Here is a 13759-nt window from a genome sequence, read left to right as displayed (position 1 = left end):
TAAAGTCAAGCTTTTAGTTTAAAGATTCTGTAAAAAATACCGGGTTTTTATCAAGCTTTTGTGTTGAATTTTTCTTGAGCTTATTGATATTTACTCTAAAAATAAAGAGAGAGAGCCGCTTGAGCAACTCCCCCTACCATCTGGGTGCATCTGTTATTATCATGTCTCAATCTCCCTTATAAAGTCAAGCTTTGACTTTAAAGATTCTGTAAAAAAATACCCGGTTTCTTGTAAAGCTTTTGTAAAGTCTGATCATAAAAATTCAAAAATTACTAATGATTACCTGCCGATCAGACTGACTAGCTGATCACGTTTTTAGGGGGGTTAAAAAACATTACAAAAGAAAAGAGAGAGTCGCTTTGGCAACTCTCCCTACCATCAGGGTGCATCTACTATCACAATATAACCATTAAAGGGTGTGGGGTCAAGCCCCTCATTTAAAGTTTCGGTAAAGAGTTATCGGTTGTTTATAAAGATTGAGTAAAGCTAGAGGAAATATCCATCAAATGAAATAACCTACGCTCGGCTGAAACACGCGAGTAGAAGGAAGTCAGAGGTGTTCTTCTCGGGGTAGAATATGGGGTGTCTGTCGAAAAAAGCTGGCGTTTGCGTTAGGTAATTTTTCCTCTGCATCGGGGTTGAGGGTTAATTCCTGTTCTCGGGGTTGTCGTTTGATGTTTTCAAAAGCGAGAACATCTCAGCAAGAGCTAAGTTAATAATGATTAATAATCATCACCTCTAATAATTATAGAGGATCATATACAGTTTGTCTATATATCTGTTTTCCAAACACCTCAAAAAAATAGCCCTCCTGATGTTTAGAAGGGGCTACAAAGGGAAATCAAGAGGTGATAAATGCTTAGGAACTCAACTTTTTAGCTAACAACTGATTGGTTAACTTCGGATCAGCTCGTCCTTGGGTTTTCTTCATAATTTGCCCAACAAAAAAGCCTTGTAGTTTCGTTTTTCCATTTTTGAAGAGTTCAACTTCACTGGGATGAGCGGCTAACACTTCATCAATAATATTTTCCAACTCACCCGTATCGGAAATTTGAACTAAGCCTTTTTTCTCGACTAACGTTTTCGGTGAACCGCCTTTTGATAACAACTCTGGGAGAAGATCTTTAGCGATTTTACCGCTAATGGTTCCGGCTTCAATTAAACCAATTAACTCAGCCAAACCCTCGGGTTTCAGGGAGATTTCGCCAATGGTGAGTTTTTCATTTTTGAGATAAGCAGTAATATCTCCCATCACCCAGTTCACGGCTTGTTTGGTATCGGCTCCGGCTTGAATGGTGCTTTCAAAATATTCAGAAACAGAGCGATCATCGGTTAAAACACGAGTATCATAGGCGGATAATCCCAGTTCGGTTTCATAGCGATGACGTTTTTGGGCGGGAAGTTCAGGAAGTTCTACTTTCCAGGCTTCTAATTGTTCGGGTGAAACTTCAATCGGAGGCAGATCGGGTTCAGGAAAATAACGATAATCACTTGAACCTTCTTTGCTCCGCATACTAATCGTGCGTTGCGATCCTTCTTCCCATAAACGGGTTTCTTGACGGATTTTTTCTCCAGTTTCGAGGGCGGTAATTTGCCGTTGAATTTCGTAATCGATGGCGCGTTGAATGGCACTAAAGGAGTTCATATTTTTGATTTCTACTTTCGTACCAAATTCTTTTTGTCCAACGGGACGCACAGAAATATTAACATCACACCGCAAGGAACCTTCTTGCATATTGCCATCGCTGACGCCCAGATAACGCATAATTCGCCGCAATTCTTGAGCATATTCAGCCGCTTCTACCCCGGAACGAATATCCGGTTCAGAAACAATTTCAACGAGGGGAATTCCGGCGCGATTATAATCTACCATCGAGTGAGTCGAACCGGAAAGGCGATCGCTACTTCCAGCGTGAACCAGTTTTCCGGCGTCTTCTTCCATGTGTAGGCGAGTGATGCCGATTTTTTTGCGGGTGACGTTTCCTTGTTCATCGACGATCTCAATTTCTAACCAACCGTTTTCAGCGATGGGGAGATCGTATTGAGAAATCTGATAATTTTTAGGCAGATCGGGATAGAAATATTGCTTACGATCAAATTTACTATAGGACGCAATTTCGCAGTTCAGGGCTAACCCGGCTTTAACCGCGTACTCTAACACTTTTTCGTTGAGGACAGGGAGAACTCCGGGGAGTCCCATGCAAATGGGATCAATATTGGTGTTGGGATCGGCACCAAAGGCAGTGGAAGAATTTGAGAAGATTTTGGTTTCTGTACTCAGTTGACAATGGGTTTCTAGTCCAATAATCACTTCGTATTCGGTTTTTACCGATGTAGCACTGGTCATAGATGGCATGAGGTTGAGAGAGGACTGGTTTTATTGTACCGCTCTACTGACTGTGGGTGTTGAGGGAAACCGATGTTGAGGTTGAGGGAATTCCGATTCTGAAACGGTTTAGACTGATAAAATTTGATTAGAGTCTGACTGACTGTGCAAGTTAAACTAAGATTAAACAGGTGAGTGTGCTAATTTGGATAGCAACTCAATTTAAACCCTTTGTCAAATTACAGGTACAAAAAACTCATGGCTGAAATATCTAAAGAAGAAATGCGGGAACGCCTGGGAAATATCGATCAAATTCGTGATATTTTGTTCGGAGGGCAAGCCAGAGAATACAATAATCGTTTTGAGCAATTGGAGTCAAATCTGTCTTTGATTCAACAAAATCTTCAGGATCGGATTGAACAAATGCGGATGGCGTTGTTGAGTGAACTTCATATCTCTGTAGATGTAGTTGACAAAAAAATTAAAACTTTAACTCTCAGCACTCAAGAAGAAACGGCTGATATTCGCCATCAACTGGAGGGAACGAATCGCAAGTTTTCTCATAGTATTGATGCGATTCGAGACAATGTAGAAAATCAAACGAAGGCGATGAAGTCAGAAATCTCTCAATCTAGAGATAAGCTGCATGAGGAAATTCAAACGCTGAGAACTCAAGTTTTTGAGGAGTTAGAACGTCGTTTTGCTCATTTAAGTGAAGCAAAAGTCGCTCGGGGTGAAATGGCTGAAATTTTGTTTGAAGTGGGAATGAGACTGAAAAAAACGGAGTTTGTCCCGGCTTTGAAGGGAGCAACTGAAAAACAGGTAAATGGGGATTATTTACTTCCTGAAAGATAACATCAATCGTTAGGATATCGTGATGGCAGTCTCAAGAAAAAAACCTAATTCTTCTTCGTTTGATTCCAGTGCATCTCCGGTTGATCAATCAAAGGCTTCAGAGGTAAAAGCGTTAGAGCCTTTACTTGAACTGTTGCTTGATTTACAAAGATATCAGGGTCAAGTTTCAACATCTCCCGAATCGGATATTTTACCTCACTCGAATGAGTCTGAACAACCGAAAGAAAACCTCTCGTCAGATCAACCGTTAGGCTCCTCAAAACCCGAGAAATCTGTTGAATCAAAAGGCTTTGAAGTTTTATTTGAGGCTGTTAATCCCTCTCCGACTCAATCTTCGGTAAAACCTGTAGAAAAGTCGGAGATTTATCAAAAATCAGAACCTTTATCTACTTCGGAGCAAGTTAACTTTACTCAAGCCAATTCTCAAACGTTTAGAGAAAGAGATCAGCCTAAATCAAAGCCATCAGAGAAGGAAATTGATCTAATTTCTCTGCAAACTTTGTTAGAAGTTCCCTCTGATGCGGTTGATGTCAGTTATTCGGTTGCTCCAATTGAAGCGGAAAAAACAGAGGAGAAGATCACCTCAACGGGTGAATCTGAGATCGAATCTATTTCTGATGAAACATTCGATTTTTTAGAACAGTTACAGGGTTTAAGTGTTGAGTCTAGGGGGTCTGCTTCTGATGACTCATTGGAACAACTGCAAGATTTAATTTTTGGCTCGACACGCTCCGATTTTGAACAATTAAAACAGCAACTTTTTGAGTCTGATTTACCGGAAGTTCGTCAGTTACTTGAAGGAATTTCTACTCAGTTAAAGTCTTTAGAGTATCAGATTTATGAACCGGAACAACTGATGCAGTTAATTCGTCCCTGGATTGCGGATATTTTGAGTCATAAAATTAATCATTCTAAAGAAGATGTGATTCAGGCTTTGAAGCCAATTATTGATGAGATTATTATCGCTAAATCTAGGGATAATCGAGAACAAATGAGTGCAGCAATTGCAGATTTGATTCCCGAAGCGATTAAACATCAAATTCGCAATTCTCCCCAAGAAATTGCCCTAGCAATTGGTCCAGAAATTGGGGCGGCGATTCGAGAACAAATTCGGATAGATCGAGATGAAATTGTGGATGCTTTGGCGCCAACAATGGGTAAAGTGATTAAAGAACAGGTGAGTTTAGAGCGAGATTCGATGGTTGATGCGCTTTATCCTGTGATTGGAAGTACGATTACTCGCTATTTGGGTGAAGCGATTCGAGAAATTAATGATAAGGTTTCAAATGCTTTAAGTGTAGAGGGGATTAACCGCAAAATTCGAGCGAGAGTCCAGGGGGTTTCTGAGGCTGAATTGATTTTACAGGAAGTCATAAAATGTACAGTTCTAGCAGTATTTTTGATTCATAAAGGTTCAGGTTTGATTATTTCAGAGGTTCAGCAGTCTAATGAGGCTCAACTCGAATCGGAAATGTTGGCTGGAATGCTGACAGCGATTCGGAGTTTTGTCAATGATTGTATTGTACAAGCGGATGAAATTCAAGAACTTAATGAGATTGAATATGGGGATTCTAGAATTGTGATTGAAGTAGCTGGATATTGTTATCTAGCGGTGATTCTTAAAGGAGAAATTCGCAAGCATTTTCTCCAAAAAATTAGAAAAACGCTGATTAAAATTACCCAAAACTATGGAACTGCAATTGAAACGTTTGATGGTGATCCTGAAACAATTCCCCCTGAGATTAAAGCGGAGTTAGAAAAGCTGATGGAAGTGGGATCAAAGCAACAGCAAGGTAAATCTCCAAAAACTTTATTAGTTCTCAGTTGTGTGATTTTGGGTTCAGTTTTGATTCCTTTAGCCATTGTTCAATATCGCAATCATGTGATTCATCGCCTGGAAACTCAAGTGACTCAAGCTCTAGATTCTGAACCTGAATTAGCAATTTATCGTTTAGCGGTAGATGCTCAGGGTAATACCGTGATTTTGAATGGAAAACTACCGAATCAGCGATTACGAGAGAAAGCAGGAGCTATTGTGCAGCAAATTGTACCGAATTTTACGGTTGAGAATGATATTATAGCTGTTGAAGTTCCGGCTGATCCAGTATTAGTTGAAGCTGAAGTTAAACGGATGACGGAGACTTTGAATCAAATGAATGGGATCTCGATTTCAACTCAGTATGAACCCGATCAAGTTAAAATTGCAGGAACCGTACTTCAGCAAGTTGATCTGGAAAAAGTGACTCAAGCTTTCGAGAAAATTAAGGGGGTTAAGTCAGTTTTGACAACGGTACAAGTTGAACCTTTACCGATTGCAACCCGAATTTATTTTAATCTGAATTCTCCCGAATTTAACTCGGAAGATATGATTATTAAAATTTATCCGATCTCTCAATATTTGAAGCAATATCCAAATTTGGATGTTAAGATTGTGGGGTATACTCATTCAGCAGAAAAGTTGAAAAGAAATCCTAAGTTGGCGCTGAAGCGATCGCAAGCAGTACAAACGGCTTTAGAAAGTTATGGGATTGATCGCAGACGGATGACCGCAATCGGAAAAAATGAACCTCCACCTGGAGTTGAGGAAAATCACCCAGAATGGTTGAGTCGAGCTGTCATTTTTGAGATAATACCACGAGAAGATCTGGGTAAGTAGTCATGTCTGTAATTTCTAAAAAAATTTGTTTAGTAGGTGACTTTGGAGTGGGAAAAACAAGTTTAATTCGTCGGTTTGTAGATCGTCAGTTTAGTGATCAGTATCTCTCGACAGTCGGGGTCAAAATTTCTCGAAAACAAGTGGATTTAGTGGCAACTGATACTCAATCTGAGCATTCAATTCAACTGTTAATTTGGGATTTAGAAGGTCATACAAAGTTTAAAGGAATTACGCCGAGTTATTTACAAGGGGCGAGTGGTGTGGTCGTAGTGGGGGATGTGACTCGTTCAGATACTTTGGATCATATTCCTGAACATATTGATTTATTTTTATCTGTTAATCCAAAAGGGTGGATTGTGATTGCGTTAAATAAAGTTGATTTGCTTGCTCCTGAAAGCCTGGAGGGATTAGTTCAGAGATCATTTGATTCAAAAAAAAATGATAAAAATAAAATCTTATCAACTTATCAAACCTCGGCAAAAACAGGAGCCTATGTAGATGAAATCTTTCAGGTGTTATCTCATCAGTTTATTTCTAAGTTTTGATTCTAAAAAGAGAATGTATGAATTTATTTTTTTGAAGTTTTTAGTGAAAAGAGTTTGATAAATTAACCTATGAATGAGTTACTCAAAAATTTTTTCGCTCCACGTCAGATAGAATATGAATATATTGCTATAAATAATGACAGTATTATTGTCGAATTTTCTCTAAATGTTGGTCGATTTTCTGATTGTCCTACAAATGTTAAACATGGAAACGAGATTAGTCTGAGCTTTCCTGAGTTAATGGGACTTGAAGATATTTTTGACCAACTTTTGGAAGAAAAAATTAGTCACTTTGAGTTAAAAGGAATTGCCAGAAATTTAGAAACGACTTCTCCAGTATATTTTGATGTTTATCTTTTCAAAAATGAAGAGTTTACCTATTTAGATGGAGAAATTATTATTTTATTTGATAACAAGACTGAATGGATGATCAGAGAGCAAAAATACAGCCAGATTTACAAAGAATATGAACTCTCAGTCTCCCGACTCGAACAAGCGAACCATTATACGAATAAAATCATTCACTCGATGAATGATATGTTGTTAATTACAAACTCATCAGGAATTATTACTAAAGTTAATCAAGCGACTCAAAATATATTAGAGTATCGTGAAGATGAATTAATTAATCAATCGATCCTTCATGTTTTTTCTAAGCGACGTTCTAAAAATTCTGTTGATTTATCAGATTTTATCCTAGAAACCACTCATTCTGATAGTTTTGAAGTTGACTGTAAAACCCAAACCGGACGAGAGATTATTATCTCTTTTTCCTGTTCTATCTTTAGTCGAAATCCCTTTGAACGTCAAGAATTGCTTTGGATTGGGCGAGATATAACGAAACGCAAACAACTCGAACTGCAACTTCATCATCAGTTAGAACAAAATCGAATTTTGAGCGGGATGACTCAACGGATTCGTCAATCTTTAAGTCTAGAAAAAATTCTACAAACGACGGTTGCTGAAGTTAGACAACTCTTGAAAGCTGATGGAGTATTATTTTATCACATTATTTCTGAGCAGCAAGGAAATATTGTTGCTAATTCTTTTACTGCAAATTTAGCAAAGGTTTTCCAAAATTTACCGAATGATGTTTTAATTCCTCAAAAATATTTATCATTGCTAGAACAAGGAATAATTAGTAGTATTGATGATATTAATCAAGCTAATCTCGAAGCAAATATCCAAATTTTTTGGCTTTTATTTGGGATAACTTCTGAGTTAATTATCCCGATTATTACTCAAGATTCGTCAACGGGTTCATGCCATAAAAATCACTTATGGGGTGTGTTAATTGCTTATCAGCTCAATCAAACTCGTCGTTGGGAAAAATGGGAAATTCTCTTGCTTGAACAATTGGCGACACCGATAGCCGTTGCGATTCAACAAGCGGAACTTTATGAGCAACTCAAAACCGCGAATCAAGAACTCGAAAAAATGGCAATGACTGACGGTTTAACTCGAGTTGCAAATCATCGTTTCTTTGAGGAAACATTACACAAAGAATGGAATCGCCTACAGCGAGAAGCGGCTCCTTTATCGCTGATTCTTTGTGATATTGACTATTTTAAACGCTACAACGATACCTATGGTCATTTAGCCGGAGATAATAGCTTACAACAGGTTGCTGAGGCATTGCGAAAAACCGTGAAGCGATCAGGAGATTTAGTCGCCCGTTATGGAGGGGAAGAATTTGCGATCATTTTACCAAAAACGGATAAGGAAGGTGCTATTTTAGTCGCTGAAACAATTTGTGCTGAAGTGCGATCGCTGCAAATTCCCCATAAAAACTGTCCAGTTGAACCCTATATCACGATTAGCGTTGGGGTCGCCAGCCTGATTCCTGAGTCACCTTTTAGGCCAGAAACCTTAATTTTCCGAGCCGATCAAGCCCTCTACCAAGCCAAAACAAACGGACGCGATCGCGTTTTTGCAGCAGCCAATTAAAGCCTCAGTTGTGCAGACCAATTTTCAGGTTTGTTACAGATTTTTGTTGAGAAGGGTATCCGCCCCCCCAAAAATGAGTTACAAATCTGTAAACGAGGTTAAACTAGAACTAAAAGCTAAAATCCGCCTGATCAACAGGTCAATCAATAGCCAAATCCAATCATTTGTTATTTGATCACATCTGGAGTATGAATAAATATGATTCATGGGAAACTCAATGCTATCTGCTCCAAGAGCGTGAGTATGCACTGGGCAAAATTTCTGAGGCAATTTATAGAGGAGCAAGTCTCAAAGAAATTCTCGATAAAAGTGCAACTGATATTCAAAAAATTATCCGGGCTGATCGGGTTTTAATCTATCATCGGCCTATCGTAAATCTAGAAACCCTGCTTTCCGAAGCTCTATCTAGTCCTCAAATCATTAGCCTGAAAAACATTCTGTATAGTTCCTGGAACTCTGATCAAATTTTACACCAACTTCAGCAAGGAAAAGTTTGTAATCCTTCAGAAATTGATTCGTCAATTCATACCCAACAGTTGCAGCTAGGAATTGTATCTGAACTGATTGTGCCGATTTTAATCCACAATTGTCAGTTAGAACAACCGGGTCAACCTCAACTTTGGGGAATGCTTGTGGTTCATCAATGTAGTCATCGATATTGGCAACCCTCAGAATTAGATTTTTTTACTCAAATTGCAACTCAAGTCGCCATTGCCATTCAACAAGCTCAATTATCTGCACAATTTCACGCGCTTCAAGACCAGTTAAAACAACAAAAAATTAAAGATGATCTCACTCAAATTTCTAATAATCGCTACTTTGATGAGATGCTCGAAATTGAGTGGAAACGATTACAACGGGAGTCATCCTCTATTTCTTTAATTCTCTGTGAAATTGATGGTTTAGAACATTACAATCAAACCTATGGAAATGCCGCCGGAGATTCCTGCTTGCAGTTGGTGGCGGCTGTTCTGCTCGAAACCGCTAAACGACCAGGGGATTTGGTCGCTCGTTATGATCAGCAAAAATTTGCCATTCTTTTACCGAATACTCATCTAGAAGGTGGGGTTAAAGTGGCGGAAGCCATTCGGACTCGGGTGAAATTATTACAGATTCCCCATCAAGGTTTTCCGATGAATTATTATGTGACCATAAGTTTAGGCGTTACCAGTACCTTACCGACTCCTATTCGAGAAGCTATAACTTTAATTGAACTGGCAAATAAAGCACTCAAACAAGCTAAAAAAGATGGCGATTGTGTTTTAGTTAGATCTGATTTATGAGTCAACTATTTTAACTTAATGGTGATTTAAGGAGGTTTTGATTATCAGAAGATAGCAGGAGATTTTCTTGATGACGAATGGAAGCGATCGCCACTTCCCAAGTAAACGTAAAAGATTGAAAAGATTCTGAAGAAATTCGATCTTTATCCAAATCAACAATCACTTCTTTAAAGATTGTAAATAATTGCCGACGAAGACTTTTTAATTCTTCAAGGGTTTGAGTCGAGTTAATTTGATCAATTAAGCTCAGAAGTTCTAAATTATAGAAATCTGCTCGATTTTTTTGTCGTCCTTTAAACCAAAGTCTAAATTGCCAAAGCGTAGAAATTCCCAACACTGAAGCTGAAAGCACAAACCCCATCGGTTCAGCATATTTTTCTAAAAATGTTGGTTCGTCTTGGTAATAGTAAGCTTTCGCTCCAGGATGAAAAGAAAACCAGAAATCTTTTAAAGATTCCGGTTGATGAATCATCGCGGCTTGCGGAGTTTTAGCCATTAATTCATTGCGAGATTCAAATAAAATTCTGGTCATTTCATAAATCACATCTTTATTGACATCTTTATGGGCAATTAAAACCGATCTTAGAGCAACAATCGGTAAATTTTTAGCCGGAATAGGAATCGAACCATTATAAGTTCCCCTGGGAATTTCACGGGCTTCTAAAGCGGGTTGAAACAGTTGCAATGCAGCAGCTTGTTCTATGGGAATTAAACGGTTTTTTCCTGAACTCAGCAGTTGATTAATTCCGACATTTCCCAAAGCAATCACGCGAAACAAAGCATCAACTTTTCCCTGACTGAGTAAAGTATAGGCTTGATCAGGAGGAACAGAAATCGTTTCAAAATCCCCAGCTTTTAACCCATAATGCTGACTCAATACCCAAAATAATTTATAAGAACCGCTTCCTTTTGGCATCAAAGCAATCCGTTTTCCTTTGAGATCACTAACCTGGTTAATTTTTGATTGTTCAGTCGCGATCAAATGAAACATTTCCGGAAATAAAAAAGCAACCGCTTGAGTATCGGGTGGAATCGAGAGATCACTTTGAACCAGAGCTAAATCCGCTTTTTGACTTTGTAGCAAGTCTAGATTGCTGCTCGAGCCATCCGTTTCAATCACATTAATTTTAATTCTGGGTTGGTGTTGAGAGACTACCTCAGAAAAAGCTTGAGAAAAAGCATAATATTCGCCATCTCTTGCTCCGGTCGCAATTGTTAAATGATCAACCGGATTAGAAGTTTTCCAGGAAAGTAAGCCAAAGATAAGCACCATTAAAATGCTGATGCCAATCACAGGAAAAGCCAGTTTATTCAGCATACAACAAGAATTCTAGAAAATAGATGAACGCAATGAACGACTTCAATCGGGAATTGAATGTAATCTTCAAATTTCTTGAGCAGACTAGCAATTTGCATAACTTTAGTGATATCTTAAGTACGATCCTAAGTCAATTCCTGTGCTGATGAGCGAACATATCCCCAATCTCGTCGTCATGCACGGCGATCAAACCGGAGAAGAATTACTCGCTGAAGCCTTGCGCGTCCTCAACCCCTCCGTGATTCGCCAGCCCTTGAACTTTCTTGATTTTGATCTGAGTTTAGAAAATCGCCGAGCCACTAACAATCAAGTCGTTCATCAAGCAGCCCAAGCCGCCTGTGAAAGCAGACTCGCCCTGAAAGCGGCTACGATTACCCCGGAAATTCCCGGCGATGTCGGCAGTCCTAACGCCATTTTACGCTCGGCATTGCAGGCGAAAGTGATTTTACGCATTGGCCGACGAATTCCCAGTATTCGCCCCATTGGCGGAGTCTATGCACCGATTGCCATTGTCCGTATGGCGGTTGATGACGCTTACGGGGCTAAAGAGTGGCGGGAGTCTGGGGAAAATGGAGATGAAATCGCCTTCCGCACTTCAAAAATTTCTCGTCTCACCTGTCGGGCGGTGGCTGAATTTACCTTCCAATACGCCCGTCGTGTCGGTGCGAAGGTGTTTGGTGGCCCCAAATTTACCGTTAGTCCCCTGTACGAGGGGATGTTTAAGGAAGAATTGGATGCGGCGTCTCAACGTTATCCCCATGTTGCCTATCAACCCTTGTTGATTGATGCTACTTTTGCCTTACTCTTACAAACCAGTGGCGAGGCGTTGGTGATTCCAGCATTGAACCGCGATGGAGACTTGCTTTCTGATATGGTACTGCAAATGTATGGCAGTATAGCAGGTTCAGAGAGTATCGTCTTGGGGTTTGATCAAACAGCAACTCAAGTGACAACCGTGATGGCGGAAGCCCCACATGGTACCGCTCCGGCTTTGTTTGGGAAAAATATTGCCAATCCGATGGCGATGATTTTGGCGGGGGCGGCGTTGTTGGTTTATGTGGGAACTCCCGAGGCGGAACGGGCTTCTCGGGCTATCTATGAGAGTGTGTTTGAAACGCTACACGAGGGTAAAGCCACTCCCGATTTAGGGGGTCAGATGATGATGAGTGACTTTACAGATGAGGTGATCCGTCGAGTCGAAACCAAGTTAGAGGTTTGGTCAGCTTTGAATCGATGAAACTTAATGATTTAGGGAGACAGTTAACAGTCTTGTAGGGGCGGGTTCCCCATTGATTTATGTATCTAAGCGATAACTAATATAAACCCGCCCTTCAAAGTAACCATCTCCCCATCTCCCTATACCTTTTAACCCCAACGCAGGGGTTTGGTTTCTGAAGTTGTTTGTTCCGGTTTAATGTTGCAAATTTGTTTCAAAATTTCCAGTTCTCGATTACATTCCTCTTGTAAAATTTTTAGATAACGTTTTTGTCTTTCTTTCAGTTTTAGGGGATCGACTTGAGAAGATGGCGTCATGTTCAGCAGTTTAACCGCCATTTGAATCGTCGAAAGCGGAGCGCGTAAATCTTCAGAGAGTTGGGTGAGCAGTTCTTCTTTAGAATGACTCATTTCTTCTAAAGCTTTAATTTTTTCGTTGAGTTTTTGAGAATAAGCTAGTTCTTGATTATATTGTGATAAATAATGTTCCTGCTTTTTGAGTCGGGTTTTAACGGCTTCAAGCAGTTCGCTGGTGGTAAAGGGTTTTGTAATATAATCATCCGCTCCTAATTCCATTCCGATACGTTGATCCTGACGTTCTGTTTTAGCCGTTAGAAAAATGAAGGGAATATTTGCTGTCGCTGAATCTTGTTGTAATTCATATAAAACGCTATAACCATCAAGATCAGGCATCATAATATCACAGATGATTAAATCCGGCTGAAGCTCTTTGGCGAGCTGTAAACCTTCATTTCCATCTTCCGCCCCTATCCCTTCAAACTTTTCAATCGTCAACAGTTCCAGAATACTGACTCTAATGGGTTGATCATCTTCAATCACCAGTATTTTTTTCATCGTCATCCCCCTAAAATTGTTATTGTGTGTCGTTTTTGCTTGTTGATTCCCGACGACTCTCGGTAATTTATCGTAAAGCTGATTATTATATAGCAGTCCCTTCTGAGTTCTGTGTAAGATCTTCTTGCAAAAGGCAAGAGCGCAAAGTGCGGTCTTCCGGTGCGACCCTGCTCCGTCTCAAGCAGCTAAGGAAGCCCTCACTCCCGTCTTGGGGTCACGCCTGCGAGGAGGAACTAAGCCGCTTTGCGGCAGGCTAGGCCAACGCAAGAGACGCGCACGCCTGTGGGAGGTCTCCCAAAATGGAGCGCAAACTTTGCAATCTTAGGCAAAAGGCAAAAGGCAAAAGGTAAGATGGGAAGTCGTTTCAGACTTTTTATCAGCTTTTAGATTTCTCACAAATCATTTCTGATTGCTATAAAGCATTCTACCGACTCCGGAAGAATACCTAAATTTTAACCTGACTCGGGAAAGCTGTCCTCTATTTTTACAATCTGTAGTGACACTCTCACGTCACAGCGCTTCGCTTGACGTGAGCTTCTAAGGTCGCTCTTAGAAGTTCCTGCTTCATAGCCCGATTATTGTCTAAGGCTCCACAGGCTGACACCGTGAGACCCACGGCGTTTAATGCTTTCAACAAAATGTTAATCGCGGCGTTTTCGTCTCTATCCATCTCCAAATTGCATTTCGGGCATTGATGAAGACGAACCGATAAAGTCTTCGGAACTTTCGTTCCACAACCTGAACAATTCTGCGAGGTAT

General features: G+C 40.0%; 10 protein-coding genes. 6 read left to right on the top strand and 4 right to left on the bottom strand.

What is annotated here, in order from left to right; all coding sequences use genetic code 11:
• Positions 1-859 precede the first annotated feature (859 nt).
• The gene (gatB, locus tag VB836_RS15340; protein WP_323220383.1) at positions 860-2347 is read right to left on the bottom strand and encodes an Asp-tRNA(Asn)/Glu-tRNA(Gln) amidotransferase subunit GatB; all 1488 of its coding nucleotides are present in this window, start codon (positions 2345-2347) and stop codon (positions 860-862) included.
• Between the two features lie 237 nt (positions 2348-2584).
• Here gatB and VB836_RS15335 point away from each other — a divergent pair, with 237 nt between their 5' ends.
• From VB836_RS15335 to VB836_RS15315, 5 genes are all read left to right on the top strand, one after another.
• Positions 2585-3181 (top strand): hypothetical protein, encoded by a 597-nt coding sequence (locus VB836_RS15335; protein ID WP_323220381.1) that lies wholly within the window; start codon positions 2585-2587, stop codon positions 3179-3181.
• 22 nt (positions 3182-3203) lie between these two features.
• Positions 3204-5837 carry a BON domain-containing protein gene (locus VB836_RS15330; RefSeq protein WP_323220379.1) on the top strand — a complete coding sequence of 878 codons (2634 nt, stop codon included), beginning with the start codon at positions 3204-3206 and terminating at the stop codon, positions 5835-5837.
• A gap of 2 nt (positions 5838-5839) precedes the next feature.
• On the top strand, positions 5840-6382 hold the full coding sequence (locus tag VB836_RS15325; protein WP_323220377.1) for a Rab family GTPase: 543 nt from the start codon (positions 5840-5842) through the stop codon (positions 6380-6382).
• Positions 6383-6451: 69 nt separating this feature from the next.
• Positions 6452-8329: a sensor domain-containing diguanylate cyclase gene (locus VB836_RS15320; RefSeq protein ID WP_323220375.1), complete on the top strand. Its 1878-nt coding sequence runs from the start codon at positions 6452-6454 to the stop codon at positions 8327-8329.
• Between the two features lie 188 nt (positions 8330-8517).
• Positions 8518-9612 carry a sensor domain-containing diguanylate cyclase gene (locus VB836_RS15315; RefSeq protein ID WP_323220373.1) on the top strand — a complete coding sequence of 365 codons (1095 nt, stop codon included), beginning with the start codon at positions 8518-8520 and terminating at the stop codon, positions 9610-9612.
• Between the two features lie 10 nt (positions 9613-9622).
• Here VB836_RS15315 and VB836_RS15310 read toward each other — a convergent pair whose 3' ends face one another.
• Positions 9623-10930, bottom strand: a complete 1308-nt coding sequence (locus tag VB836_RS15310; protein ID WP_323220371.1) for a TAXI family TRAP transporter solute-binding subunit — start codon at positions 10928-10930, stop codon at positions 9623-9625.
• Positions 10931-11075: 145 nt separating this feature from the next.
• Between VB836_RS15310 and VB836_RS15305 the strand changes: the two genes are divergently transcribed.
• Positions 11076-12167, top strand: a complete 1092-nt coding sequence (locus VB836_RS15305) for an isocitrate/isopropylmalate family dehydrogenase (protein WP_323220369.1) — start codon at positions 11076-11078, stop codon at positions 12165-12167.
• A gap of 128 nt (positions 12168-12295) precedes the next feature.
• Here the strand turns inward: VB836_RS15305 and VB836_RS15300 are convergent, their stop codons facing one another.
• A complete protein-coding gene (locus tag VB836_RS15300; protein WP_323220367.1) occupies positions 12296-13000 on the bottom strand; it encodes an ATP-binding response regulator in 705 nt (234 codons plus the stop codon).
• Between the two features lie 505 nt (positions 13001-13505).
• Positions 13506-13759: zinc ribbon domain-containing protein (locus VB836_RS15295; protein WP_323220365.1), on the bottom strand; the 254-nt coding region annotated here is incomplete at its 5' end.

The organism is Limnoraphis robusta BA-68 BA1 (assembly GCF_034932365.1).
Taxonomy (GTDB): domain Bacteria; phylum Cyanobacteriota; class Cyanobacteriia; order Cyanobacteriales; family Microcoleaceae; genus Capilliphycus; species Capilliphycus robustus.
Note: the sequence above shows the minus strand (reverse complement) of the source record. Positions and strands in the feature narration are given on the sequence as shown.

What these genes read in the sequence shown, in the direction of transcription:
- gatB (WP_323220383.1), bottom strand. Translation starts at nt 2,347, where the DNA reads ATGACCAGTGCTACATCGGTAAAAACCGAATACGAAGTGATTATTGGA.
- VB836_RS15310 (WP_323220371.1), bottom strand. Translation starts at nt 10,930, where the DNA reads ATGCTGAATAAACTGGCTTTTCCTGTGATTGGCATCAGCATTTTAATG.
- VB836_RS15330 (WP_323220379.1), top strand. Translation starts at nt 3,204, where the DNA reads ATGGCAGTCTCAAGAAAAAAACCTAATTCTTCTTCGTTTGATTCCAGT.
- VB836_RS15325 (WP_323220377.1), top strand. Translation starts at nt 5,840, where the DNA reads ATGTCTGTAATTTCTAAAAAAATTTGTTTAGTAGGTGACTTTGGAGTG.
- VB836_RS15305 (WP_323220369.1), top strand. Translation starts at nt 11,076, where the DNA reads ATGAGCGAACATATCCCCAATCTCGTCGTCATGCACGGCGATCAAACC.
- VB836_RS15335 (WP_323220381.1), top strand. Translation starts at nt 2,585, where the DNA reads ATGGCTGAAATATCTAAAGAAGAAATGCGGGAACGCCTGGGAAATATC.
- VB836_RS15315 (WP_323220373.1), top strand. Translation starts at nt 8,518, where the DNA reads ATGAATAAATATGATTCATGGGAAACTCAATGCTATCTGCTCCAAGAG.
- VB836_RS15300 (WP_323220367.1), bottom strand. Translation starts at nt 13,000, where the DNA reads ATGAAAAAAATACTGGTGATTGAAGATGATCAACCCATTAGAGTCAGT.
- VB836_RS15320 (WP_323220375.1), top strand. Translation starts at nt 6,452, where the DNA reads ATGAATGAGTTACTCAAAAATTTTTTCGCTCCACGTCAGATAGAATAT.